Genomic DNA, 22507 nt, shown 5'->3' on the forward strand with positions numbered 1-22507 from the left:
CAAGAGGGCGCACGCCGAAGCATGATGTCGCGATGACGTCATTTGTTGAGCTCTCTCACCTCTGGGGGAGCGAGTTCGGGCATCAGCAACTGAGGCTGTTTCAGAGGCTCCGGCTTGATCAGGTAGTTGTATTGGCTGTTGGCGATCAACGCCATGTTCCGCAGGGAATCCGAATACGGGACCCAGTAGTTGGAGTGGGCTTCGGTGATCACGCTGCGCTCGACGAGGAATCGCCGGGCTCCGAAGCTCGCATCGCCGGGATCTGCCGTGAACCTGCCGAGGTACGCGACCGGATCGTTGCCCGCCTCACCCACCCAGACGTGGCCGGGACCCACCCCCAGATCGCTCGCGTGCTCGACGCCGACGCCGGGGCTGCCCACGAAGATGAGATCGTCGGCCAGCAGCCCGGGCCGCAGTACGGCGGCCTTCCCGGTGACCAGGGAGCCGTAGCTGTGCCCAAGCAGCACGTTCCTGGCGGACGCGGCAGGCGTGTGGGCGGCGTGCAGGCCGTCGACGAAGGCGGCCAGCGCGCCCGCGCCCCGGTCGGCGGCGCCTCCCATGGCGACCGAGCGGCCGGGGTACACGATCCCCGGATCGAGCTGAGGGGCGTCGTAGCCCAGCCAGGCGATCGAGGCGATCTGCCTGCCCCCCGCGGTCGTCTGGCACTGCTGCCAGAGCCGCCGGGCTCGCTCGACACCGCCGTCGAAGGTGTCCAGCCGCGTGCCGAGCCCGGGGACATAGGTGACGGTGGTGTCCGCCGTGTCGGGATCGCCCCAGGAGACGACGAGCCGGCCGAGCCCTGCGAGATTGAAGGAGAGCAGCAGGAGGGGCGGATGGCCTGCGACGCCGCCCAGCGCGAGCGTCCGCTCGATCATGTCGATCCGATTGAGCGCGCACAGGACGGCGTCGAGCGGCAGGAACATGGTGGCCTGGCCCGACTCCGCGATCTGGCGGGTGAGCCTGGCGGACTCGGTTCGCAGGCGGGCCTTCTCCACGGACAGGAACAACCGGTTGGCCCGGTCGCGGACCGAGGCGGGCAGGCCGTTGAGCGACCCCACCCCCTGCGGCGCGGCGGCGATCAGTTCCTCGCGCAGCCCTCGGGGGAGCCCGCGCCACCACGTGTGGACGCGGGCCGCCAGGCCGGGGTCCTGGCCCTGCTCCTGCAGCGCGACCACGGCCATGAGCGCGGTGTGGTCTCCCGCGGCGATCCGGCGCAGCAGCGCCGCCGCCATGCCGGGATCGGGGGCGAACGCCTCGAAGAGCCCGAAGCCGATCACGCCGGACGACACCACGCCGCCGTCCCAGCGGGTCCACGCGTCCGGCTCGGCCCGCTGGATCCAGGCCAGGCGCCGCTTCAGGTCACGGGCCTGCCCGCGGGCCCAGTCGGCGCTGTGCGCCACGTCCCATCCGGGGTCGGTCGGCAGGCAGAGCACGGCGAGTTCGGCGTGCAGCCGCACCGACAGGTCGGACATCCGCTCAGCGGCGCGTTCGAGCGAGCAGACCAGGGCGTTCATCGTCTCGACGTCCACGCCCCGGAAGGCGCTCGACGTGGCGGTCATGCTCGTCACCGACGTCTGGACGGAGGTCATGCCGGGCGGGAGCATGCCGTGCCGTACGACCAGGTGGGAGACCTCCGTCAGAGCGGTCTCCAGGCACGACTGCAGAATCGCGCGGTGTCTGGACAACTCGGCGGCGAAGCGGGGCGCGCCGCCGCCGACCCACGCGTGGGCGGCCATCAGGTGGACGGCCTGGTCGAGGTCGGCGCGGTGGTCGGCGACGAGCGCGGACACCCGGCGGAACGCCTCACGCACCTCACCCGTCTCAGACATGACGGTCAGCATGGCAGGGGCGAGACGCGGCCCACAGAGAATCGGCAGTTCACGGTGCTTTGTAGCGGTACGGGCCCCCGGCCGGGGTCTTATTCGCCGTGTTCCCCTTCGGGGACGCGGCCCTGGCCGGTTGATCGCTCGGGGTGTTCCGGCCCCTGTTCGCCGGGGTCTCCCGGGGCGGCGATCATGCTGGACAGCAGTGCCAGTCCCTGGGCGGTGGGACTTCCCGGCTCGGCGTGCTTGATGACCAGGAGCTGGCCGTTGCCGCCGCTGATCGAGAGTTTCTCGAAGCGGAGCTCCAGCGGCCCGACCTGGGGATGGTCGATGACGCTGGTCCCGCAACGCCGGGCCCGGACGTCGTGACGCGCCCACAGGCGGCGGAAGAGTTCGCTGCGGACGGAGAGCTCACCGACGAGATCGGTGAGCCGAGGGTCGTCGACGTCGGGCCCGGCGAGCTCGCGCAGGGCGCCCACGGTGCCTGAGGTGATCTTCTCCCAGTCTCGGTAGTACGCGCGGACGCCGGGGTCGAGGAACAGGGCGCGCAGGACGTTGACTCCGGGCCGGTAGACCGGAGACAGGGCGCAGGCCAGCGGGTTGGCGGCGAGCACGTCGAGAAAGCGGCTCTGGACGAACGCCGGGGTGTCCGACCACGTCTTGAGCAGTTGCCGGATGCCGGGCTGCACCCGCTCGGGGCGGTCGACGACGCGGCGGCGCCGCTGCCGGGGCCGGGCGAGCTGATGGAGATGCGCGGTGGCGTCGTCGTCCAGCTGCAGCGCCCGGGCCAGGGCTTCGAGGACCTGCTCGGAGGGATGCTGGTCGCGCCCCTGCTCCAGGCGCAGGTAGTAGTCGGTGCTGATGCCCGCCAGCATGGCGAGTTCCTCACGCCGGAGCCCGATGGCCCGCCGGCGTCCGAGATCGGAGAGGCCCACGTCTTCGGGACGCATCAACTCTCTCCGCGCGCGGAGGTAGTCCCCGAGCCGGCTGCCGGTCTCCATGCCCTCGACGATACGTGCGCGAGGGCGGGCTGACCTGGCCCTGTCACACCCAGGATGGAGATGCTATGCAGAGCGCGCTCCGCCTCCAGGTCCGCTCTCGACTCCGGCCTGATTTCCATTTATATGGGATATATCCGTTTTCTGGCTAATGTGCCTATTTGGCTTATGTGAAGGGGTTCGGAGCGATAATTTCCTGTTATTGGGAATGCTTCATCAATAATCCATTCAGGCCGGTTAAAGGCGGATCGGCGCTCGGGTAGGACGTGCGGCATGAGTCAGATGACCGCAGAGAGAAGCGCAAGTCCGGTCGTCGAGGTGGTCGTTCCCGTCTACAACGAGCAGCGTGTGCTGGACGACAGCATTCGCCGTCTCCACGACTACTTGGCGACGACATTTCCGTACGGATATCTCATAACGATTGCCGACAATGACAGCACCGACGGGACGTGGCCTCTCGCCGTGGACCTCGCGTGCGATTTGCCCAACGTCCGGGCGGTGCGCCTGGAGAAGAAGGGCCGGGGCCGGGCTCTGCGCAGAGTGTGGGCGGACAGCGACGCGGACGTCGTCGCCTACATGGACGTGGACCTGTCCACCGATTTGAACGCCTTCCTGCCGCTCGTCGCGCCCCTGTTGTCCGGGCACAGCGACCTGGCGATCGGCACCCGGCTGTCCCGCGGGTCGAACGTGACGCGTGGTGCGAAACGCGAGTTCATCTCGAGGGGCTACAACCTGCTTTTGCGGTCGACCCTGGGGGTGCGGTTCTCCGACGCCCAGTGCGGGTTCAAGGCCGTGCGCGCCGATGTCGCCCAGGTGCTGCTGCCGGCGGTCGAGGACGAGGAGTGGTTCTTCGACACCGAGCTGCTGCTGCTGGCCGAGCAGCACGGGCTGCGCATCCACGAGGTTCCCGTCGACTGGGTCGACGACCCCGACAGCCGGGTGGACATCCTCAGGACGGCCCGCGACGACCTGCGGGGAATGGTCCGGGTCGCCCGCAAGACCCTGTCCGGCGCGGCGCGGCTGCCGATCCCCGAGAAGGTGCAGCAGGCCAGGTTGCCGGCCGGCATGGCCCGCCAGTTGTCGAGCTTCGCGATCGTCGGGTTGATCAGCACGTTCGTCCACCTCTTGCTCTACATGGGCCTGCGGACGGTCATGGCCGCTGTCGCCGCCAACGGGCTGGCCCTCGCCGCCACCGCGGTCGCCAACACCGCGGCGAACCGGCGTTTCACCTTCCTGGTGACCGGCCGGGCCAGAGCCGTACGGCATCAGCTTCAAGGCGGGATCGCCTTCCTGGTGGGCCTGGTCCTGAGCACGGGCGGCCTCGCGCTGCTCCATCTGCTCGTGCCGGGGCCGTCGACTCACGCGGAACTATCCGCCGTGGTCGTGGCCAACGGGCTGGCCACGCTGGTCAGGTTCCTGCTGCTGCGCGCGTGGGTGTTCAACCCACGGCGGTCCCTCGAGGCCGTCGGCTGAGCGCGTCGTGAACCGGCACCCGATCCCCGGTGAGCCAGGTGAGAGCCGGCGAAGGCAGGTGAAGCCAGTGACGCCCGCTGAAGACGGGGGAAGCCCGATGAAGCTCCGGAGCCGCCGATGTCATCGATGCCACAGATGCCGCCGATGAAAGGAAGGGCGATGCCCGTCAGTCTCACCTTCTCCCGCCCGGCCACCCGACCCGGACGCCGACTCCGTGATCGGGTGCCCGTTGAGGTGGGCGCCGTGGGGGTGGTGGCACTGGCCCTCGCCGTGCTGATGACGTGGCCGGCCATGGCCCACCCGTCCCGCACCGTTCCGGGCGACTTCGGCGACCCGTTGTTCTTCGCGTGGGAGATCGCCTGGTACGGCCACGCGCTGCTGAGCCAGATCGGGCACCCGTTCGACGCGAACGCGTACTGGCCGCTGCCCCACACCGGAGTGTTCAGCGACACCCTGCTCGGCCTGGCCCCGTTCGGCATCGGCGTGTCCGACATGGGGGACGCCCTCGTCCGCTACAACGTGGCGTACGTCCTGGCTTCCGCCTTCGCCTTCGCGGGCGCGTACCTGCTCGCCCGTCAGCTCGGCAGCGGCCGGATCGGCGCCCTCGTCGCGGGGGCGGCCTTCGCCTTCAGCCCGTGGCGCCTGTCCCACGCGATCCACCTCAACATCCTCGTCAGCGGCGCCATCCCGCTGTCGATCGCGCTGCTGCTCAGGGGCAATGGGATCGGCAGGCGAGGCTGGTTCTCCGGACCGGCGCGGCCATGGCTGGTGGTCGCGGCCTGGGCGCTCGCGGCCTGGCAGCTCAGCCTGGGCTTCGCGATCGGGCTGCCCGCGCTGTACCTGCTCATCCTCGTCGTGACGGCGGGGGCCGTCGGCTGGCTGCGGGCCGGCCGGCCGAACCTGCCCCGAGGGCTGCTGATCGCCGACCTCGCGGGCGGCGCCGGGTTCGCGGCGGTCACGCTCGCCCTCGGCGCACTCTTCCTGCGGGTGGCGAAGGAGAATCCGCAGGTCGCCGAGTCGCGGAGCGAGAGGGCGCTCGCGTTCTTCTCGCCGCCGGTCCGGGCCTTCTGGGCCGCCCCCGACTACTCCGTCGTGTGGGGACGGCTGACCGCGGGCGCCCGTGCGGGCCTCACCTGGCCGATCGAGATGTGCCTGTTCCCCGGCCTGGTCGTGGTGCTCGTGGCGATCGCCGGGCTGGCGGTGACAACGTGGCGGCCGCGGACCCGGCTCCTGCTCCTGCTCGGCGTCGCGGGCACCCTGGTGCTGGCCCTCGGCACGACGTTCCTGGGCGGCGCGGTGACCTGGTTGCCCGCCCGGCACGTGCTTCCGGGGTTCGAGGCGCTGCGGACGCCGGGCAGGTTCGTGATGTACACCGTCCTCCTGCTCGGGCTGCTGGCCGCGGGAGCCCTGACCCGCCTGGCCGTACGGGCGGGGCGGTTCAGGCACGTCCTGCTGGTGGTTCCGCTGCTCGTCTGCGCCGAGGGGCTGCAGGCCGTCCCGAATCCGGAGGTTCCGCCGCCGCCCGCCGCGATGTCCCAGATCAGGGGCCCCGTGCTGACGCTTCCCGACGAGCAAGGCCAGGACGGCCTGTCCCTGATCTGGTCGGTCGGAAGGTTCTACCCGACGGTGAACGGGGAGGCCTCGTTCACCCCCGAGATGATGTCCGAGGTCATCGAGGTGACGAAGGCGTTCCCGGAGCCGTACTCGATCGGCTACCTGCGGAACATGGGAGTGCGGGAGGTCGTCGTCCCCCGCGATCGCGCCGCGGGGACGGCGTTCCAGAACGCGGTCGAACGCCCGGTCGACGGCCTCGGGGTGGAGCGGCGAGACCTGGGGGACAGCGTGCTGTACATCCTGCGCTGACGACTCCGGCCGGCGGGGGAGCCGCCCGCCGGGGCGTCAGACGAGGGTCTTGTCGAACACGTGCTCCCCGACCGTCTCGGGGTCGGCGGTCACGTCGAACAGCGGACGGTAGCCGCCCGCGAGATACAGGGCGATCGCCTCGGGCTGGCGCGGACCCGTGCTCAGGACGACCCGCTGGTAGCCGCAGGCGGCCGCCTCACGTTCCAGCTCCCGGACGACGAGGCGGGCGAGCCCGCGGCGGCGGTGGCCGGGATGCGTCCAGATGCGCTTGAGCTCGGCCGTGGTCTCGTCGTAGCGGCGGAAGGCGCCGCCCGCCGTGGTCTCGCCGTTCTCGACGAGGATCAGGAAGCCGCCGTCCGGCGGCGCGAAGTCGGAGTCGGGGAAGCGGGCCAGTTCGTCGTTGGGCCCGTAGCGGCGCTGGTACTCGATCGCGAGGTCGTCGAGTAGCGGGCGGAGGGCGGCGTCCCCGGGAGCGACCAGTCGGAACTCGTGCGTGTGCTCGATGGTCATCTGCTCTCTCAATGGGGAGGGACGGGATCTTCCCGCCGACGGGGCGTCAGGGAGCCGCATCCTATTGACCTCGTGGTTCTCCGCCGCGGACCGGCCCCTGCCAGCGTGGTCGTCCGGGGGACCGAGGGTGTTCTGTGACAGAATTCGTCGCGTCATGCGCGCCTATCCGCTCTCTCACGGCTCGCGGAAAGTGTGACGGCTCACGCGTTCGGAGTTGGTCCCATGAAGATCTCCGCCATCAAGGCGATGCTCGTCCTGTGCCTGGGGGGCGCGCTCGTGGCGGCGTTCGCATCGCCCGCTCTCGCCCACGACAGCCTGAAGAGCAGTTCACCCGCCAAGAACGCCGTGGTCTCCACCCTCGACCGGATCGAGCTGGAGTTCAGCGCGCACGTGACCTTCCCGGTCGTGATCCTCCACGACGCCGCCGGGCGCCGCTTCGAGTCCGGCAAGCCGCGTGCCGACGGGCCGAAGGTGACCCAGGACGTCGCCGGCCCGCTCCCGTCCGGGAGCTACGTCGTCGCGTGGCGGGTCGTCTCCTCCGACGGCCATCCCATCGAGGGGGAGATCCCCTTCACGGTGAAGGCCGCTTCCGGTGGGGCGGCGCCTTCGGCCGCCGCGGCTCCGCCGGCGGCGGGGGACACGGCAGGAGACACGGCGGGGGGCAAGGCGGCCGGGGACACGGGCTCGAACAATCCGCTGCTGCTCTGGGGCGGGTTCGCCCTGCTCGTGGTCGCCGGAGGCGCGGCCCTGTTCGGCCGCCGCAAGAAGCCCGAACATCCGGCGAGCCCCGACCACGCGGCGGGTCCCGGTCATTCGGGTCCCGACCATTCGGCCGGCCCCGACCGTCCGGGGGACACGGCCTGACCCCTGACCGCCCCGGCGTTCACCGCGGGAGCGGCGACGCCCGCGTTACCGCGGGAGCGGGGTCGCCCCGCGTTGACCGCGGGAGTGGGACGCCGCGTCGACCGCGGGAGCGGGGTCGCCCCGCGTTCAGCGCAGGAGTGGGGACCTCCGCTTTCACCGCGGGGTGGGAGCTTCGCGCGGCGCGCCGCCTGGCCGTACCGACAGGCCCTCGACCGGAGGCAGAGGGGCCGGTGAGCCGCCGTAAGCCCGGCGATCGGCGACCGGCTGACGTGCCTGCTCACCGGGCCCCTCCACAGCTCAGAACCGGTGCGAGAGCACGGAGGCCGTCGGCCCGGCACCCCGTCGCACTTGCTCCGAATCTGGACTGTCAGGCGCAGTTAACATTGGATGTATTGGCCAGTCAATAGACGTCTCACGAGCCACCGTGTCAGCGGGACCGCTCCAAAAACGCGCCAGCGCCGCCGATCAGGCAGGATTTTTGTCGTTTCGAATTCGAAACTCAGAGATCTCGATCTCTGACACATCCGATGTATGAAGATCGATAACGGCCATCGAGATCGGTGTCGGACATCAGCGGCTCGAGCGCTCCGACGAATGTTGACGCTTTCGTTTGGATGTGCGAATCTTTCGTCGACGGCGACAAAAGTAAGCCGGTGGCCGTTGATTCTTTTTCACCAGGTGCGGCGGCGCGCTCCTCTTTCCCCAGAAGGAGTACCGCATGTGCCCATGTGTGCCCGCCGCCGTCCTTCTCCCGGTACCCCGGCCGGCGCCGGTGCCGTCCCGTCTCTCGTCCACCGATTGAGAGGGCCGGCTCATGCGTGTGATCATCCGGACCACTCTCGCTCTTCTCGTCGCTGCTGCGGCCGTCCTGACCGCTCAGGCCGCCGCCCTCTCCGCCCCGCTGACCAAGATCCTCGTCTTCTCCAAGACGGCGGGCTTCCGGCACTCCTCCATCCCGAACGGCATCGCGGCCATCCGGCAACTGGGTGCGGCCAACGGGTTCACGGTGGACGCCACCGAGGACGCGGCGGCGTTCACCACGGCGAACCTGGCGCAGTACCAGGCCGTCGTCTGGTTGTCGACGACCGGTGACGTCCTCAACGCCGCGCAGCAGACGGCGTTCCAGTCCTACATCGCGTCGGGCGGCGGATACGTCGGCGTGCACGCGGCCGCGGACACCGAGTACGACTGGCCCTGGTACGGCGGCCTGGTCGGGGCCTGGTTCAACTCGCATCCGGCGACCCAGCAGGCGGTCGTCCGGGTCGAGGACCGGGCCAACGTGTCCACGTCGCATCTTCCGCAGGCCTGGACGCGAACCGACGAGTGGTACAACTACCGCACCAATCCGCGGGCGAACGTGAAGGTGCTGGCCGGCCTCGACGAGTCCTCTTACTCGGGCGGGTCCATGGGCGACCATCCCATCACCTGGTGCCACGACTACATGGGTGGCCGCTCCTGGTACACCGGCCTCGGCCACACCGAGGAGTCCTACGCCGACCCCAACTTCACGAAGATGCTGCTCGGCGGCATCCAGATCGCCTCACGCGCCAGGCCGGCCGACTGCCGGCCGGAGACCGGCTACACCGCGCTCTTCGACGGCACCCAGGCGAGCCTCGACCGCTGGCGGATGGCCGGGCCCGGCGGCTTCACGCTGGCCGACGGCACGCTGACCTCCTTCGGCGGCATGGGGCTGCTCTGGTATCCGGTCACCACGTTCTCGAACTACTCCCTCAAGCTCGACTGGATGATGCCGGGCGACGACAACGGCGGCGTCTTCATCGGCTTCCCCGACCCGCAGGGCGACCCGTGGAAGCCGGTCGACCAGGGGCACGAGATCCAGATCGACGCCAGCGACGCCGATCCCACCCGTACCACCGGCAGCGTCTACAGCTTCAAGGCGCCGGACACCGCGCTGCGCGCCGCCGCGCTCAACCCGCCGGGATCCTGGAACACCTACGAGATCGCCGTCCACGGCCAGCACGTGGAGATCTTCCTCAACGGCGTCAAGATCAACGACTACACCAGCACCCGGAACATCGCGTCCGGATACATCGGCGTGCAGAACGACGGCGACGGCGCCGACATCAACTACCGCAACATCCGGATCAAGGGGGACGGAGGGCCTCCCGCGGCCACGGACCTCGCCCAGGGGCGCCCGACGGCGACCTCCAGCGTGCAGAGCGGCAGCACCCTGACCGGCTCGCTCGCGGTCGACGGCAACGCCTCCACCCGCTGGGGCAGCGCGTACGCGGACCCGCAGTGGATCTCGGTGGACCTCGGCGCCTCCTACGCGCTCAACCGGGTCCGCCTGAACTGGGAGGCGGCGTACGGCAGGGCGTACCAGATCCAGACGTCGCCGGACAACGCCACCTGGACGACCGTCTACTCGACCACCACGGGCGACGGCGGCGTCGACGACGTCACCCTGTCCGGCACCGGGCGCTATGTCCGGGTCTACGGCACGCAGAGAGGGCTCACGCAGTACGGCTACTCGTTGTGGGACCTCAACGTGTACGGCACGCCGGCCGGAACCGGGCCGACCCTGCTCTCGCAGGGGCGGCCGACGGCCACCTCCAGCGTCGAGACCGGCAACGTGCTGGTCGGGGCGAACGCCGTCGACGGCAACACGGCGACGCGCTGGGGAAGCCTGTACTCCGATCCGCAGTGGATCTCGGTCGACCTCGGCTCGTCCCGTTCGATCAGCCGGGTGGTGCTGAACTGGGAGGCCGCGTACGGCAAGGCCTACCAGGTGCAGACGTCGCCGGACAACGCGACCTGGACGACCGTCTACTCCACCACGACGAGTGACGGCGGAGTCGACGACCTGAACGTCACCGGCACCGGGCGCTACGTGCGGGTCTACGGCACCCAGCGGGGGTTGGCGCCCTACGGCTACTCGCTCTGGGAGCTGCAGGTCTACGGCACCTGAGCCCTCGCGACCCCCCGACAAGACGCCGGGGCTCCAGGTCTGCCGCAGACCTGGAGCCCCTGTGAGCTCGACGCACATCCGCCTCCGCACCCCCCAGGAGACCTCGTGGTCGGTTTCGCGCGCCTTCGGACAGCCGTCGGCGCCCTCATCCTCACGCTCGCGGCGACGGCGGTCGCGGGAGCCCCCGTCCCCGCCTCCGCCGCCCCCGCGGCACAGCCCCGGGCGGCCCTCGCTCCGCCTCCCACGAGCGGGTTCGAGAAGGTCAAGCTCGACGGCGGGCTCTCGATGGGCGAGCCCATCGAGTTGTCGGTCCTCCCCGACGGCAAGGTCCTCTACATCAACCGGGGCAGCAGCTCCGGCGGCGGCCAGGTACGCCTGTACAACCCCGTCACCAAGGCCACGACCGTGGCGCTGACGCTGCAGCTCGACGCCCGGTTCGAGGACGGGCTCATCGGCATCACGATCCACCCGCGGTTCGCCGCCAACCACTGGGTGTACCTCTTCTACTCGCCGAAGGTGACGCCGCTGGTCAACCGGATCTCCCGGTTCACCTTCAACACCGCGGCGGGCGTGCTGGACCCCGCCAGCGAGGACATGATCGTCGAGTGGCCGACCGAGCGTGACCTGTGCTGCCACTCGGCCGGCTCGATGACGTGGGACTCGAACGAGAACCTGTACTTCGCGGTGGGCGACAACACCAACTCCGGCGGCGACTCGGCGGGCATGGCGCCCATCGACGAGCGGCCGGCCAGCAACCCGCAGTACGACGCCCAGCGCACGGCGGGCAACACCAACGACCTGCGCGGGAAGATCAACCGGATCCACCCCGAGAACGACGGCACCTACACGATCCCGGCCGGCAACCTCTTCCCGCCGGGCACGGCGAAGACCCGGCCTGAGATCTACATCATGGGCGACCGCAACCCGTACCGGATCTGGGTCGACAAGAAGGCGAACAACACCCTCTACTGGGGCGAGGTCGGGCCCGACGCGGGCGCCACGATTCCCAACCGGGGACCGGCGGCCTACGACGAGTTCAACCGGGCGACCGGCCCGGGCAACTACGGCTGGCCGTACTGCGGCGGCCCGAACGTCGCCTACAACGACTGGGACTTCGCGGCCAACGCCCCGCGCGGCTGGTTCCCCTGCGGCGGCACGACCGGCCCGGTGAACAACTCGGCCCGCAACACCGGCCTGCAGCAGCTTCCCCCCACCAAACCCTCGCTGGTGTGGGAGCAGCACGGCGGCAGCAAGGAGTGGCCCGCCCTCGACAACCCGGGCGGCTGCGGCTCGCCCAACCACGCCGAGGTCTACCACTACGACCCGAACCTGGCCTCGGACGTGAAGTGGCCCGCGTACTACGACAACAAGTGGATCATCTCCGAGTACTGCCGCAACTGGATCAAGGAGGTCCAGTTCGACAACGGAAACCCCGCCACGGGGAACCCGACGGTCATCGAGCCGGTGCTCGCGGGGATGAACCTCGTCCACCCGATCGACATGGAGTTCGGGCCCGACGGATCGTTGTACCTGCTGGAGTACGGCAGCGGCTACTTCTCGGGCGCGGTGGACGCCGGACTCTACAAGATCAACTATGTCCAGGGCGGACGGTCGCCGGTCGCGGTGGCCACGGCGAACAAGGACAACGGCCTGACGCCGCTCGCGGTGACGTTCTCCAGCGCGGGATCGTCCGATCCCGACGGCGACCCCATCACCTATGCCTGGGACTTCGACGACAACGGCACCATCGACTCCACGGCCGCCAACCCGTCGTTCACCTACACCACCAACGGCGACAAGCGGGCGCGTCTGACCGTACGGGATCCCGCCGGTCACACGGGCACGGCGGTGATCCCCGTCGTGGTCGGCAACAACCGGCCGGCGGTCACGCTGGCGGGCATCCCGGCGGGCGGCATGTGGAGCTGGGGCGAGAACCTCACCACGACCGCGAGCGCCACCGACCCGCAGGACGGCACGGTCGGCTGCGCCGACGTCGTCATCCGGGCGGCGCTGGGGCACCAGGAGCACGCCCACGAGGAGGGACAGGGAACGGGCTGCGGGTTCACCGTCAACACCGGCCCCGTGCACGCCGGTCCCGACGCCGTGCAGTTCTTCGTCCTGCGGGCCTCCTACACCGACCGGGGCGCCCCCGGCACGGTCGCGCTGACAGGGGAGAAGGAGATCTCGGTCTGGCCGAAGCAGTGGCAGGCGGAGCACTTCGTCCAGCTCAACGGCCCGAAGGTCGTCGACCAGGCCGCGGCGGAGGGCGGCAGGCGCCTCGGCGACATCCAGAGCGGGGAGTGGGTGCGGCACCACGCGGTGAGCCTGAAGGGCATCACCGGGGTGAAGGCCCGCGTGTCCTCGGCCAACGCCGGCGGCACCCTCTCCTTCCGCTACGACTCGCCGACGGGTCCCGAGGTCGCGCGCCTCGCGGTCTCCGGCACGGGAGGCTGGGACAACTACGTCGAGCTGACCGCGCCGGTGACGAGGCCGGACGACGGCACGCACGACCTCTACCTGGTGTTCACCGGCAACAACACCGGCGCGAACGCGCTGTTCGACGTCGACAGCTACACATTCGTCGGCCCCGGCGTCAGCACGCCGCCGACCACCTCGAGCGACCTCGCTCAGGGCCGTCCGACGGCGACCTCCAGCGTGGAGCCCGACGCCGGCCGGGTGGGGTCGCTGGCGGTCGACGGCGACGCGGCGACGCGGTGGAGCAGCGCGTACAGCGACCCGCAGTGGATCTCGGTCGACCTCGGGGCCACCTACGCGCTCAACCGGGTGCGGCTGAACTGGGAGGCGGCGTACGGCAGGGCCTACCAGGTGCAGGCGTCCACGGACAACGCCACCTGGACGAACGTGTACTCCACCACCAGCGGCGACGGCGGTGTGGACGACCTCGTGGTCTCCGGCACCGGGCGGTACGTCCGGGTCTACGGCACGCAACGCGGGCTCACGCAGTACGGCTACTCGTTGTGGGACCTCAACGTCTACGGCACGCCCGTCTCCGGCGGAGGCACGCTGCTGTCGTCCGGCCGCCCGACGGCCACGTCCAGCGTGGAGCCGGACAACGGGCGGGTGGGGTCACTGGCGGTCGACGGCGACGCGGCGACGCGGTGGAGCAGCGCGTACAGCGACCCGCAGTGGATCTCGGTGGATCTGGGCGCGTCCCGTTCGATCAGCCGGGTGCGGCTGAACTGGGAGGCGGCGTACGGCAAGGCCTACCAGATCCAGACATCTCCCGATAACGCCACGTGGACGAACGTGTACTCCACCACCACCGGTGACGGCGGTGTGGACGACCTGGTCGTCTCCGGCACCGGGCGGTACGTCCGGATGTACGGCACGCAACGCGGGCTCACGCAGTACGGCTACTCGCTGTGGGAGTTCGAGGTCTACGGCACCTGAACGGCGACCGGGCCGGAGTCCCTCGCGGACCCCGGCCCGGTCGTGCGGCGCACGAGGAAACGCCAGTGCGAGGACGGCGGCCCGCCCGTGGAAGGCCAGCGGCGCGGCCCGCTCGGGGAAGGCAGCTCCCGGGTCCGGTGGCACGGTCCGCGCGACCCTGCCGGGCTCCACTCCAAGAAGATCCGATGTCCGCCTGACTCTTCCGCCTAACATGGCCGCTCGCCGTCGAGTTATCCGATGTATTCGTCCCGGAAACCTCTTGACTTGCACGCGACCAGCGGACATTCTTGGCGAAACATCGGATGTATTGGAGGCGTTGTGAAGCTGCTGCCGGTTGGTCCGGGTGGCCTCGCCCATCCACGCTCGGCCACGTCCATCGGCTTCTCGCAGCTCGATCACCGCCGTGCGGCGAGTTCTCCGGTGCCGGTGGCACCGGCCGCCCGCCCTGCTAGCCTCGTCGATCATGCGGAAGCCCTCGTGGGTGCCTCTTTCGGGGAGAATAACCCAAAGGCGTCCTTCGGGATGAAGGTGACGGCGTCCATTGGTCGGATGGATCGCTCCCACGAGTCCGTCGCCGTCCGGACGGCGGGACGGGCGTGAAGATCACCTCCCTGGAGACGTACGACGTCCGCTTCCCCACGTCGCGGGAGCGGGACGGCTCCGACGCCATGAACCCCGATCCCGACTACTCCGCCGCCTACGTGGTGCTCCGGACCGAGGACGGTCACGAGGGGCACGGGTTCGCCTTCACGATCGGCCGCGGCAACGACGTGCAGACGGCCGCGATCAGAGCCCTCGAGCCCTACGTGGTGGGGCGGGACTGCTCCGACATCGGCGCGCTGTCGCGCGGCATGGTGGGCGACTCGCAGCTGCGCTGGCTCGGCCCGGAGAAGGGCGTCATGCACATGGCGATCTCCGCGGTCGTCAACGCCCTGTGGGACCTCAAGGCCAAGCGGGAGGGCAAGCCGCTCTGGCTGCTGCTGGGCGAGTTGTCGCCCGAGGAGATCGTCGAGCTCGTCGACTTCCGTTACATCACCGACGCGCTCACCCCCGGCGAGGCGCTGGAGATCCTCCGCAAGGCCGAGCCCGGCCGGCAGGAGCGGATCGCCCGTCTCCAGGCGGACGGCTATCCCGCCTACGCGACCTCGCCCGGCTGGCTCGGCTACGACGACGACAAGCTGCGCCGCCTGTGCAAGGAGGCCCTGGCCGACGGCTTCACACAGATCAAGCTGAAGGTCGGCGCCGACCTCGACGACGACATCCGCCGCATGCGGGTCGCCCGCGAGGTGTGCGGCGTCGGATTCCCCATCGCCGTCGACGCCAACCAGCGCTGGGACGTGGACACGGCCGTCCAGTGGGTCGAGGCGCTGGCCGAGTTCGACCCGTGGTGGGTCGAGGAGCCGACCAGCCCCGACGACGTCCTCGGTCACGCCGCCATCGCGCGCAGGATCGCGCCCATCCCGGTCGCCACCGGCGAGCACGTGCAGAACCGCATGGTCTTCAAGCAGCTGCTCCAGGCGGGCGCGGTCTCCTACCTCCAGCTCGACGCGGCCAGGGTCGGCGGGGTGAACGAGAACCTCGCGATCCTGCTCCTCGCCGCCAAGTTCGGCGTGCCGGTCTGCCCGCACGCCGGGGGAGTCGGCCTGTGCGAACTGGTCCAGCACCTGGCGATGTTCGACTATGTCGCGGTGAGCGGGTCCATGGAGGGCCGGGTCATCGAGTACGTCGACCATCTGCACGAGCACTTCGTGGACCCCGTCGTCATCCGGGGCGGCAGATACGCCGCGCCCGCCGCGCCGGGCTTCGGCTCCACGATGCGCCCCGAGTCGATCGCCGAATTCTCCTACCCCGACGGTCCCGTCTGGAGGGGAGCCGATGGGTGAGTTCGGCGAGTCGTGTTCTCCGGCTGGACGCGACCCCGCACGGTCACGCCGGCCGGCCTGCTTGTCGGTGCCATCCAGGCACCTGACCGGCCGCGGGCGAGGACACCTCGTGTCCCCGCCTTCTACCCCCCACGTCATGAAAGGCCAGATGGCATGAGACATTTCCTCAGCGCGGCGGGCGTCGCCGCCCTCGCGCTCGCGCTCGCCGCATGCGGCTCGACCTCCGACACCCCGGCGTCCTCAGGCGGCGGCTCGACCGCGGCCGCGGGCGGCAAGATCGGCGTCGACTTCCCCCGCGCCGACTCCGACTTCTGGAACTCCTACAACAAGTACGTCCCGGAGATGGCCAAGGAGCTCGGCGTCGACCTGATGCCGCCGACCAACTCGCAGAACGACATCGCCAAGGTCGTGGCGAACACCCAGGCGCTCGTCAGCCAGGGTGCCAAGGCCATCGTGATGGCTCCGCAGGACACCGGCGCGATCGCCTCGACCCTGCAGTCGCTCGACAGCAAGAAGATCCCCGTCGTCTCGGTGGACACCCGGCCGGACACCGGCAAGGTCTACATGGTCGTCCGCGCCGACAACCGGGCGTACGGCCAGAAGGCGTGCGAGTTCCTCGGCGACAAGCTCGGCGGCAAGGGCAAGATCGTCGAGCTCATGGGCGCCCTTTCCTCGATCAACGGCCGTGACCGCGCCGAGGCGTTCCGCGAGTGCATGAAGACCAAGTTCCCCGGGATCACCGTCTTCGAGGAGCCCACGGAGTGGGACGGCACCAAGGCCGCGTCCATGCTCCAGACCCGCCTCGAGCAGAACCCGGACATCAAGGGCATCTACATGCACGCGGGCGGTGTGCACCTGGCCCCGACCCTGCAGGTGCTGAAGGCCAAGAACCTGATCGTCCCGCCGACGGACCCCAAGCACATCTTCGTCATCTCCAACGACGGCATCCCGCAGGAGTTCGCCGCGATCCGTGACGGCTCGATCGACGCCACCGTCTCGCAGCCGGCCGACCTGTACGCCAAGTACGCGCTCTTCTACGCCAAGGCCGCGGTCGAGGGCAAGACCTTCCAGCCCGGCCCGACGGACCACGACAGCACGATCATCCAGCTGCCCAACGGCCTCGAGGACCAGCTTCCGGCTCCGCTCGTGACCAAGGACAACGTGGACGACCCCGCGCTCTGGGGCAACCAGGTCAAGTAATGACAGTTACTGAACCGGCGGCGGTCGAAGCGCGTGGCATCACCAAGCGCTTCGGCCCCACCGTCGCCCTCAACGACGCCGGAATCGTGATCACCCCCGGAGAGACCCACGCGCTGGTGGGCCGGAACGGCGCGGGCAAGTCGACCCTCGTCTCGATCCTGACGGGGCTCCAGCGCGCCGACCTCGGTGAGGTGCTCTTCGCGGGCGAGCCGGCGCCGCCGCTGACCGACAGGGACGCCTGGCGGCGCCGTGTCGCGTGTGTGTACCAGAAGTCGACGATCATCCCCTCCCTGACCGTCGCCGAGAACCTCTTCATCAACCGGCAGACCGAGCGCGGCCCGATCAACTGGCGCGCCCTGCGCGCCCGCGCCCGGCAACTGCTCGACCAGTACGGCGTGGCGGTGGACGCCGACTCCCTCGCGGGAGATCTCAACGTCGAGGAACGGCAACTGGTGGAGATCGCCAGGGCGCTGTCCTTCGGCGCGAGGTTCATCATCCTCGACGAGCCCACGGCCCAGCTCGACGGCCCGGCCATCGAGCGGCTCTTCGAGCGGATGCGCGACCTGCGGAGCCAGGGCGTGACGATGATGTTCATCTCGCACCACCTGGAGGAGGTCTACCAGGTCTGCCAGAGCGTCACGGTCTTCCGCGACGCCCGGCACGTCGTCACCGCAGCGGTGGCCGATCTCCCGCACGACGAGCTGGTCAAGGCGATGACCGGCGAGGAGACCCAGGCGTACGAGTCGAAGGCCCGGGAGATCGGCGACACGGCGAAGGTCGTGCTCTCCGCGTCCGGACTGCGGCTGAAGGACCGTTACGAGGACATCGACCTCGCCGTGCGCTCGGGGGAGATCGTCGGGCTGGCGGGCTCCGGCAGCAGCGGGAAGGTCGGCCTGGCGGAGACGCTGGTGGGCCTGCGCAAGCCGGACGGCGGCGACGTCACGATCAACGGAACGGCCGTCCGCCCCGGAGACGTGTCCGCCGCGCTGAAGGCGGGCCTCGGGTTCGTCCCGCAGGACCGCCACCACGAGGGCTTCGTCCCGTTGTTGTCGATCGCGGAGAACGCGACCATGCCCATCGCGCACAAGCTGGGCAGGTTCGGCACGATCTCCTCCGAGCGGCGCCGGGACAGGGCCACGACGATGATCAAGGATCTCGACATCAAGACCACCGGGCCCGACCAGCCGGTGGGAGACCTGTCCGGCGGCAACGCGCAGAAGGTCGTGCTCGCCCGCGCGCTGGCGGACAACCCGGTCGCGCTCGTCGTGATCAACCCGACCGCCGGCGTCGACGTCAAGGCCAAGCAGTCCCTGCTGGGTGCGGTCGAGGACGCGACGGAGAGCGGAACGGGCGTCCTGCTGGTCTCCGACGAGCTGGACGACCTGCGGATCTGCGACCGGGTCCTGGTGATGTTCCACGGCAGGGTGGTCAAGGACGTGCCGCGAGGCTGGAGTGAGAACGACCTCGTGGCGGCAATGGAAGGTATCGACTCATGACCGAATCGGCCGTGCCCGACTCCCTGGCAGTCGGGTCACGCGGGGTGGGCTTGCGACTCGGCAGGTTCCGGGACCTCACGCTGGTGCCGGTGATCGTCCTGCTGCTCGTCGTGGGCGCGATCATCGACCCGGTCTTCCTGACGACCGGCAACCTGACCAACGTGCTCCAGCAGCAGTCGGCGCTCGCCCTCGTGGTGCTCGCCGAGGCGCTGATCCTCATCGCCGGGAAGTTCGACCTGTCGCTGGAGTCCACAGTCGGTCTGGCTCCGGCCCTCGCGGTGATGCTGGTCGTCCCGACGACGGCCGGCGGCTTCGGCATCGAGCTCCCCGTGGCGCTGGCGATCCCGTTGTGCCTGCTGATCGGCGCCGCGGTCGGCGCCTTCAACGGCTTCCTCATCCTGCGCTTCCAGTTGTCGGCGTTCATCGTCACGCTGGCGATGCTGATCGTCGTGCGCGGTCTCCAGACCGGCATCACCGGAGGCAAGAGCCTCTTCGCCCTGCCGCAGTCGTTCCTTTATCTCGGCAGCGCCACCTGGCTCGGCGTCCCGGCGGCCATCTGGATCACCGCCGTGCTCTTCGTCGGCGGCATCGTCGCGCTCCGCTATTTCCGGGTGGGCCGCTCGTTGTACGCGATCGGCGGCAACGCCGACGCGGCCAGGGCGGCGGGCATCCGGGTCGAGCGGGTGACCTGGGTGGTCTTCGTGATCGCCGGCACGCTGGCGGCCCTCGCGGGCCTGCTGGAGACCGGACGGCTCGGCGGCATCAGCGCCAACCAGGGCAACGGCTGGATCTTCATGGTCTTCGCCGCGGCCGTGATCGGCGGGGTCAGCATGGACGGCGGGAAGGGCACGATCCTCGGCGCCCTGACCGGTGTGCTGGTCATCGGCCTGGTGGAGAACATCCTCACACTCAAGGGTGTCCCCGGCGAGTGGAAGCAGCTCGTCTACGGCGGCATCATCCTGGTGGCGCTCATGATCAGTCGCCTGGCCGGAGGCAAGGCGCAAGATTGATCCCGACGCGGCGCCGCGATCGGGGCGCCGGCCGTACAGGCGGAAGGGCACCGGCGCCGGTCGAGGCGCCGGTGCCCTCGTCGTTTGGCACGGGCAGCCGGGACGGCCGTCAGGAGGCGTAGGCCTCCAGTTCGAAGATCCGGGCCGCCTTGTCGGTGTCGTTGGTCGGGGTGATCACGTTGACGCGCAGGTATCGCGCGTCGACGGGCGTGAACGTGTGCGTGGTGACGTCCGAGGTGTTGCCCCGCACCGACGCCACCGTCGTCCAGGTCGTGTCGTTGACACTCGTCTGAAGGTCGAAGTCGCGGGTGTTCCAGGCCGCCTTCTCACCTCCGGCGCCGGAGTGGCGTACGACCAGCCGCCCCACCTTGGTGGTCGACTGCAGGTCGACCCGCAGCCACTTGCTCGCGCCGAGCGAGCACCACTTGTCGGACGTGCCGCCCGTCCAGCTGCCGTTGACGGCCTTGGCCGGGGCCTCCGCCGCCGCGCACTGGCTGTCGGCGGTGGCCGGCCTGTTCAGCGCGAGGTTGGTCGTGGACGGCTGCGACGGCACGTACAGCCGGATGTCGGTCAGGCTCGCGCTGCCCTCGTAGACGTTGGTGTAGAGGTCGCCGATGACGAAGTAGTCGGGGTACTGCGAACCCGCCGGCCACTGGTCCGGCCACGTCGTGCTGCCGTGAGCGTCGTTCTGCACGAGGCTCGCGTTGTAACGGCCGTCGTACTCACCCGGCTTGACGTTGTAGTGCCAGATGGGGTCGTTGCCGACGATGAAGTTCCGGTGGAAGCGCAACGTCTTCTGGCCCGCCCTGGCGAAGTTGCCGCTGGCCTCCAGCGTGTAGCCGGTGGCGTCCCGCTCGATCGCGAACGTGTAGAACTGGTTCGGCATGAGCTCGGGCTGCAGCTCGGCGGCCGACGACAGCTGCTGCTCGGCGACGCCGTTCGAGCAGCTCGTCATGAACCACTGGGAGTTGCCCGCCAGGCCGCCGGGACCGGGACGCCAGTTGGGCAGCCCGCTGATCCACATGTTGACCGTGTTGAAGCTGCTGTCGCGGTAGTTGTAGTAGGTGTTGTTCGCCGAGTTGCAGACCCGGCCGCCGGTGCCGGTCCCGACCCGGTCGGGGTGCTGGGAGAAGGCGTCCATCAGCACCTTGCGGTGGTAGTGCCAGAAATGGTTGTTGCGCGGCGCGGGGTCGGCGAAGTCGACGATCGACAGGAAGTGGTAGCCGTTGTAGCCGTAGGTCCCCTCCCTGACGTTCTGCCACTGGCAGTAGGGCACCGACGCGTCGCCCGTCCAGCCGGGGGACCGGGACCCCTCACCCCAGGGGTGCTGGGTCTTACAGCCCTGGGCGGAGTACCCGTTGATCCTGCCGCCGTAGTTGATCGTGCCGTTGCGCTTGCCGCCGAAGTCGATGGTCTTGAGCTTGTACTCGATGCGGTACTGCTCGGGCAGCTTGCTGGTGGGGCGGAAGATGGCGCCACCGGTGGACTCCGGCACGTTCAGCACGGCGACGTGCTCGTTGCCGAGCGCCTGGGTGGTGATCGACGGCGGCGACTCCAGCACGCCGTCCTTGTTGAAGTCTCGGGCCGACAACGAGGCCGTCAGCCAGCCGTTCTGGCCGAGGGTGAACTCCTTGCGGTAGGTCGCGAAGGAGTTGAAGGCGGTGTTCCACGCCGGGCCGTAGTCGTTCTGGTACCACAGCCCCGAGTCGTCCATGATCGTGTCGAACGGCCGGCTGTAGGTCTCCTTGACCCACGGGGCGCCGGCGCCGGTGAGCGGTGCGGAGAAGTCCTCCGAGTAGAGCAGGGTCCACCCCGGGCGGGTGGGGTCGTCGGCCGAGGCGGGGACGCCCGCGGCGAACGTCGCGAGGCTGATGACGGTGGAGGCGGTCGCGGCGAAGGCCGTCGCGCGCACGACCCTCCTGGCTTTCCTTCCCATGGTGCTGCCCTTCGGTGGGGGAGTGTCGCTCCTGCGTGACGCCAGGAGGCGGGATGCGGCCGGTCGGGGGTGGCGTCGCCGCACGCCACCTGACCGCGGGCCGTCTGTCAGAAACTTCCGTCGGGGTTCTGGTACTGGGCCGCGTTCTCCTTGGTGATCATCGGAGAGGGCACCACGGTGTCCTTCTCGACCGTGGCCCCGCTCAGGATCTCCACCGCGCGGTCGAGCCCCATCGCGCCGATCACGTCGGCGTCGTTGAGGCCGGTCACCAAGTAGTTGGTGCCGTCCAGGATCGCCTTGAGCGCCTCTGCCTGCCCGTCCACTCCGGCGATGATGATCTGATCGGCCTTGCCGGCGTCCGCGATCGCGCGCTGGGCGCCCAGGCACATCGCGTCGTTCTCGCAGAAGACGGCCTTCAGGTCGGAGTCGGTCGCCAGCAGGCTCTCCATCACGGTCAGCCCGCCGTCGGACCCCCAGTTCCCGAAGTCGGGAGCCTCGACCAGGGTGATGCCGGCCTTGCCCTGGAGCACCGACTTGACACCGTTCGTGCGGGCCAGGCCGATGCTGTTGTCGGCGGGGCCGCCCTTGATGATGGCGACCTTGCCGCCGTCGGGCAGCTTCTGCGCGAGGAAGTCGCCGTTCTGCCGGCCGATCGCCTCGTTGTCCGGGCCGATCCAGCTTGTGTACTCGCCGGTCTGGAACTTGCGGTCCACCAGGACCACCGGCTTGCCCGCCGACTTGATGGCGTTGAGCGCCGCGGGCGCCGACTCGAGCGGACCGCCGGAGATGATCACCGCGTCGACGTTCTTGCTCAGCAGGTCCTCGACGTTGGAGGCGAGCTTGGCCGCGTCCCCGTTGGCGTCGGTGCTGATGATCTCGATCTTGCCCTTCTTCTTGGCCTCCGCGGCGATCGCCTTGTCCATGCCGCTGAAGTAGGGCCCGCCGAGCGTGAAGTTGGCCACGCCGATCGTGTAGGAGCCGTCGCCGCCGGCTGCGCCGGTCTCGCCGGACCCGGATGAGCAGCCGGCCAGCCCGACGGCGAGAACGCCGGCGACCAGCAGACCGCTGAGTTTCTTCCCGTTCATGCAAGGGCCTCCCATTGGTGGTGACT

Annotated in this window: 14 protein-coding genes; 9 read left to right on the forward strand and 5 right to left on the reverse strand. The window is 69.7% G+C overall.

The window, feature by feature from the left end; all coding sequences use genetic code 11:
- Nucleotides 1-38: 38 nt before the first annotated feature.
- Nucleotides 39-1829, reverse strand: a complete 1791-nt coding sequence (locus Pph01_RS00215) for an alpha/beta hydrolase (RefSeq protein WP_204070833.1) — start codon at nucleotides 1827-1829, stop codon at nucleotides 39-41.
- A gap of 89 nt (nucleotides 1830-1918) precedes the next feature.
- Nucleotides 1919-2824, reverse strand: coding sequence for a helix-turn-helix transcriptional regulator (locus Pph01_RS00220; RefSeq protein WP_204070834.1), 906 nt, complete (start codon nucleotides 2822-2824; stop codon nucleotides 1919-1921).
- Nucleotides 2825-3103: 279 nt separating this feature from the next.
- Here Pph01_RS00220 and Pph01_RS00225 point away from each other — a divergent pair, with 279 nt between their 5' ends.
- Nucleotides 3104-4294, forward strand: a complete 1191-nt coding sequence (locus Pph01_RS00225) for a bifunctional glycosyltransferase family 2/GtrA family protein (protein WP_239116309.1) — start codon at nucleotides 3104-3106, stop codon at nucleotides 4292-4294.
- Between the two features lie 159 nt (nucleotides 4295-4453).
- The gene (locus tag Pph01_RS00230) at nucleotides 4454-6157 is read left to right on the forward strand and encodes a hypothetical protein (RefSeq protein ID WP_204070836.1); all 1704 of its coding nucleotides are present in this window, start codon (nucleotides 4454-4456) and stop codon (nucleotides 6155-6157) included.
- Between the two features lie 36 nt (nucleotides 6158-6193).
- On the opposite strand, the gene Pph01_RS00235 is transcribed toward Pph01_RS00230, so the two are convergent.
- Nucleotides 6194-6667, reverse strand: a complete 474-nt coding sequence (locus Pph01_RS00235) for a GNAT family N-acetyltransferase (protein WP_204070837.1) — start codon at nucleotides 6665-6667, stop codon at nucleotides 6194-6196.
- Nucleotides 6668-6889: 222 nt separating this feature from the next.
- Between Pph01_RS00235 and Pph01_RS00240 the strand changes: the two genes are divergently transcribed.
- The 7 genes from Pph01_RS00240 to Pph01_RS00280 all read left to right on the forward strand — a co-directional run bounded on the left by Pph01_RS00240 (nucleotide 6890) and on the right by Pph01_RS00280 (nucleotide 19460).
- Nucleotides 6890-7531 carry a copper resistance CopC family protein gene (locus tag Pph01_RS00240; RefSeq protein WP_204070838.1) on the forward strand — a complete coding sequence of 214 codons (642 nt, stop codon included), beginning with the start codon at nucleotides 6890-6892 and terminating at the stop codon, nucleotides 7529-7531.
- An 814-nt stretch (nucleotides 7532-8345) separates the two neighbouring features.
- Nucleotides 8346-10460, forward strand: a complete 2115-nt coding sequence (locus tag Pph01_RS42550; protein WP_239116310.1) for a ThuA domain-containing protein — start codon at nucleotides 8346-8348, stop codon at nucleotides 10458-10460.
- Between the two features lie 105 nt (nucleotides 10461-10565).
- The gene (locus tag Pph01_RS00260) at nucleotides 10566-13871 is read left to right on the forward strand and encodes a galactose-binding domain-containing protein (RefSeq protein WP_204070839.1); all 3306 of its coding nucleotides are present in this window, start codon (nucleotides 10566-10568) and stop codon (nucleotides 13869-13871) included.
- A gap of 596 nt (nucleotides 13872-14467) precedes the next feature.
- Nucleotides 14468-15754 carry an L-fuconate dehydratase gene (locus Pph01_RS00265; RefSeq protein ID WP_204070840.1) on the forward strand — a complete coding sequence of 429 codons (1287 nt, stop codon included), beginning with the start codon at nucleotides 14468-14470 and terminating at the stop codon, nucleotides 15752-15754.
- 153 nt (nucleotides 15755-15907) lie between these two features.
- Nucleotides 15908-16954, forward strand: coding sequence for a sugar ABC transporter substrate-binding protein (locus Pph01_RS00270; RefSeq protein WP_204070841.1), 1047 nt, complete (start codon nucleotides 15908-15910; stop codon nucleotides 16952-16954).
- A complete protein-coding gene (locus tag Pph01_RS00275) occupies nucleotides 16954-18450 on the forward strand; it encodes a sugar ABC transporter ATP-binding protein (RefSeq protein WP_204070842.1) in 1497 nt (498 codons plus the stop codon). Before Pph01_RS00270 ends, Pph01_RS00275 begins: the two co-directional genes overlap by 1 nt.
- Nucleotides 18447-19460: an ABC transporter permease gene (locus Pph01_RS00280; protein ID WP_204070843.1), complete on the forward strand. Its 1014-nt coding sequence runs from the start codon at nucleotides 18447-18449 to the stop codon at nucleotides 19458-19460. The genes Pph01_RS00275 and Pph01_RS00280 overlap by 4 nt, the downstream gene beginning before the upstream one ends.
- A gap of 109 nt (nucleotides 19461-19569) precedes the next feature.
- Here Pph01_RS00280 and Pph01_RS00285 read toward each other — a convergent pair whose 3' ends face one another.
- On the reverse strand, nucleotides 19570-21372 hold the full coding sequence (locus Pph01_RS00285; protein WP_204070844.1) for a discoidin domain-containing protein: 1803 nt from the start codon (nucleotides 21370-21372) through the stop codon (nucleotides 19570-19572).
- A gap of 131 nt (nucleotides 21373-21503) precedes the next feature.
- Nucleotides 21504-22481: a substrate-binding domain-containing protein gene (locus Pph01_RS00290; protein ID WP_204070845.1), complete on the reverse strand. Its 978-nt coding sequence runs from the start codon at nucleotides 22479-22481 to the stop codon at nucleotides 21504-21506.
- Nucleotides 22482-22507 lie beyond the last annotated feature (26 nt).

The sequence above is a fragment of the Planotetraspora phitsanulokensis genome (genome assembly GCF_016863295.1).
Taxonomy (GTDB): domain Bacteria; phylum Actinomycetota; class Actinomycetes; order Streptosporangiales; family Streptosporangiaceae; genus Planotetraspora; species Planotetraspora phitsanulokensis.

What these genes read in the sequence shown, in the direction of transcription:
- Pph01_RS00215 (WP_204070833.1), bottom strand. Translation starts at nt 1,829, where the DNA reads ATGTCTGAGACGGGTGAGGTGCGTGAGGCGTTCCGCCGGGTGTCCGCG.
- Pph01_RS00220 (WP_204070834.1), bottom strand. Translation starts at nt 2,824, where the DNA reads ATGGAGACCGGCAGCCGGCTCGGGGACTACCTCCGCGCGCGGAGAGAG.
- Pph01_RS00225 (WP_239116309.1), top strand. Translation starts at nt 3,104, where the DNA reads ATGACCGCAGAGAGAAGCGCAAGTCCGGTCGTCGAGGTGGTCGTTCCC.
- Pph01_RS00230 (WP_204070836.1), top strand. Translation starts at nt 4,454, where the DNA reads ATGCCCGTCAGTCTCACCTTCTCCCGCCCGGCCACCCGACCCGGACGC.
- Pph01_RS00235 (WP_204070837.1), bottom strand. Translation starts at nt 6,667, where the DNA reads ATGACCATCGAGCACACGCACGAGTTCCGACTGGTCGCTCCCGGGGAC.
- Pph01_RS00240 (WP_204070838.1), top strand. Translation starts at nt 6,890, where the DNA reads ATGAAGATCTCCGCCATCAAGGCGATGCTCGTCCTGTGCCTGGGGGGC.
- Pph01_RS42550 (WP_239116310.1), top strand. Translation starts at nt 8,346, where the DNA reads ATGCGTGTGATCATCCGGACCACTCTCGCTCTTCTCGTCGCTGCTGCG.
- Pph01_RS00270 (WP_204070841.1), top strand. Translation starts at nt 15,908, where the DNA reads ATGAGACATTTCCTCAGCGCGGCGGGCGTCGCCGCCCTCGCGCTCGCG.
- Pph01_RS00275 (WP_204070842.1), top strand. Translation starts at nt 16,954, where the DNA reads ATGACAGTTACTGAACCGGCGGCGGTCGAAGCGCGTGGCATCACCAAG.
- Pph01_RS00280 (WP_204070843.1), top strand. Translation starts at nt 18,447, where the DNA reads ATGACCGAATCGGCCGTGCCCGACTCCCTGGCAGTCGGGTCACGCGGG.
- Pph01_RS00290 (WP_204070845.1), bottom strand. Translation starts at nt 22,481, where the DNA reads ATGAACGGGAAGAAACTCAGCGGTCTGCTGGTCGCCGGCGTTCTCGCC.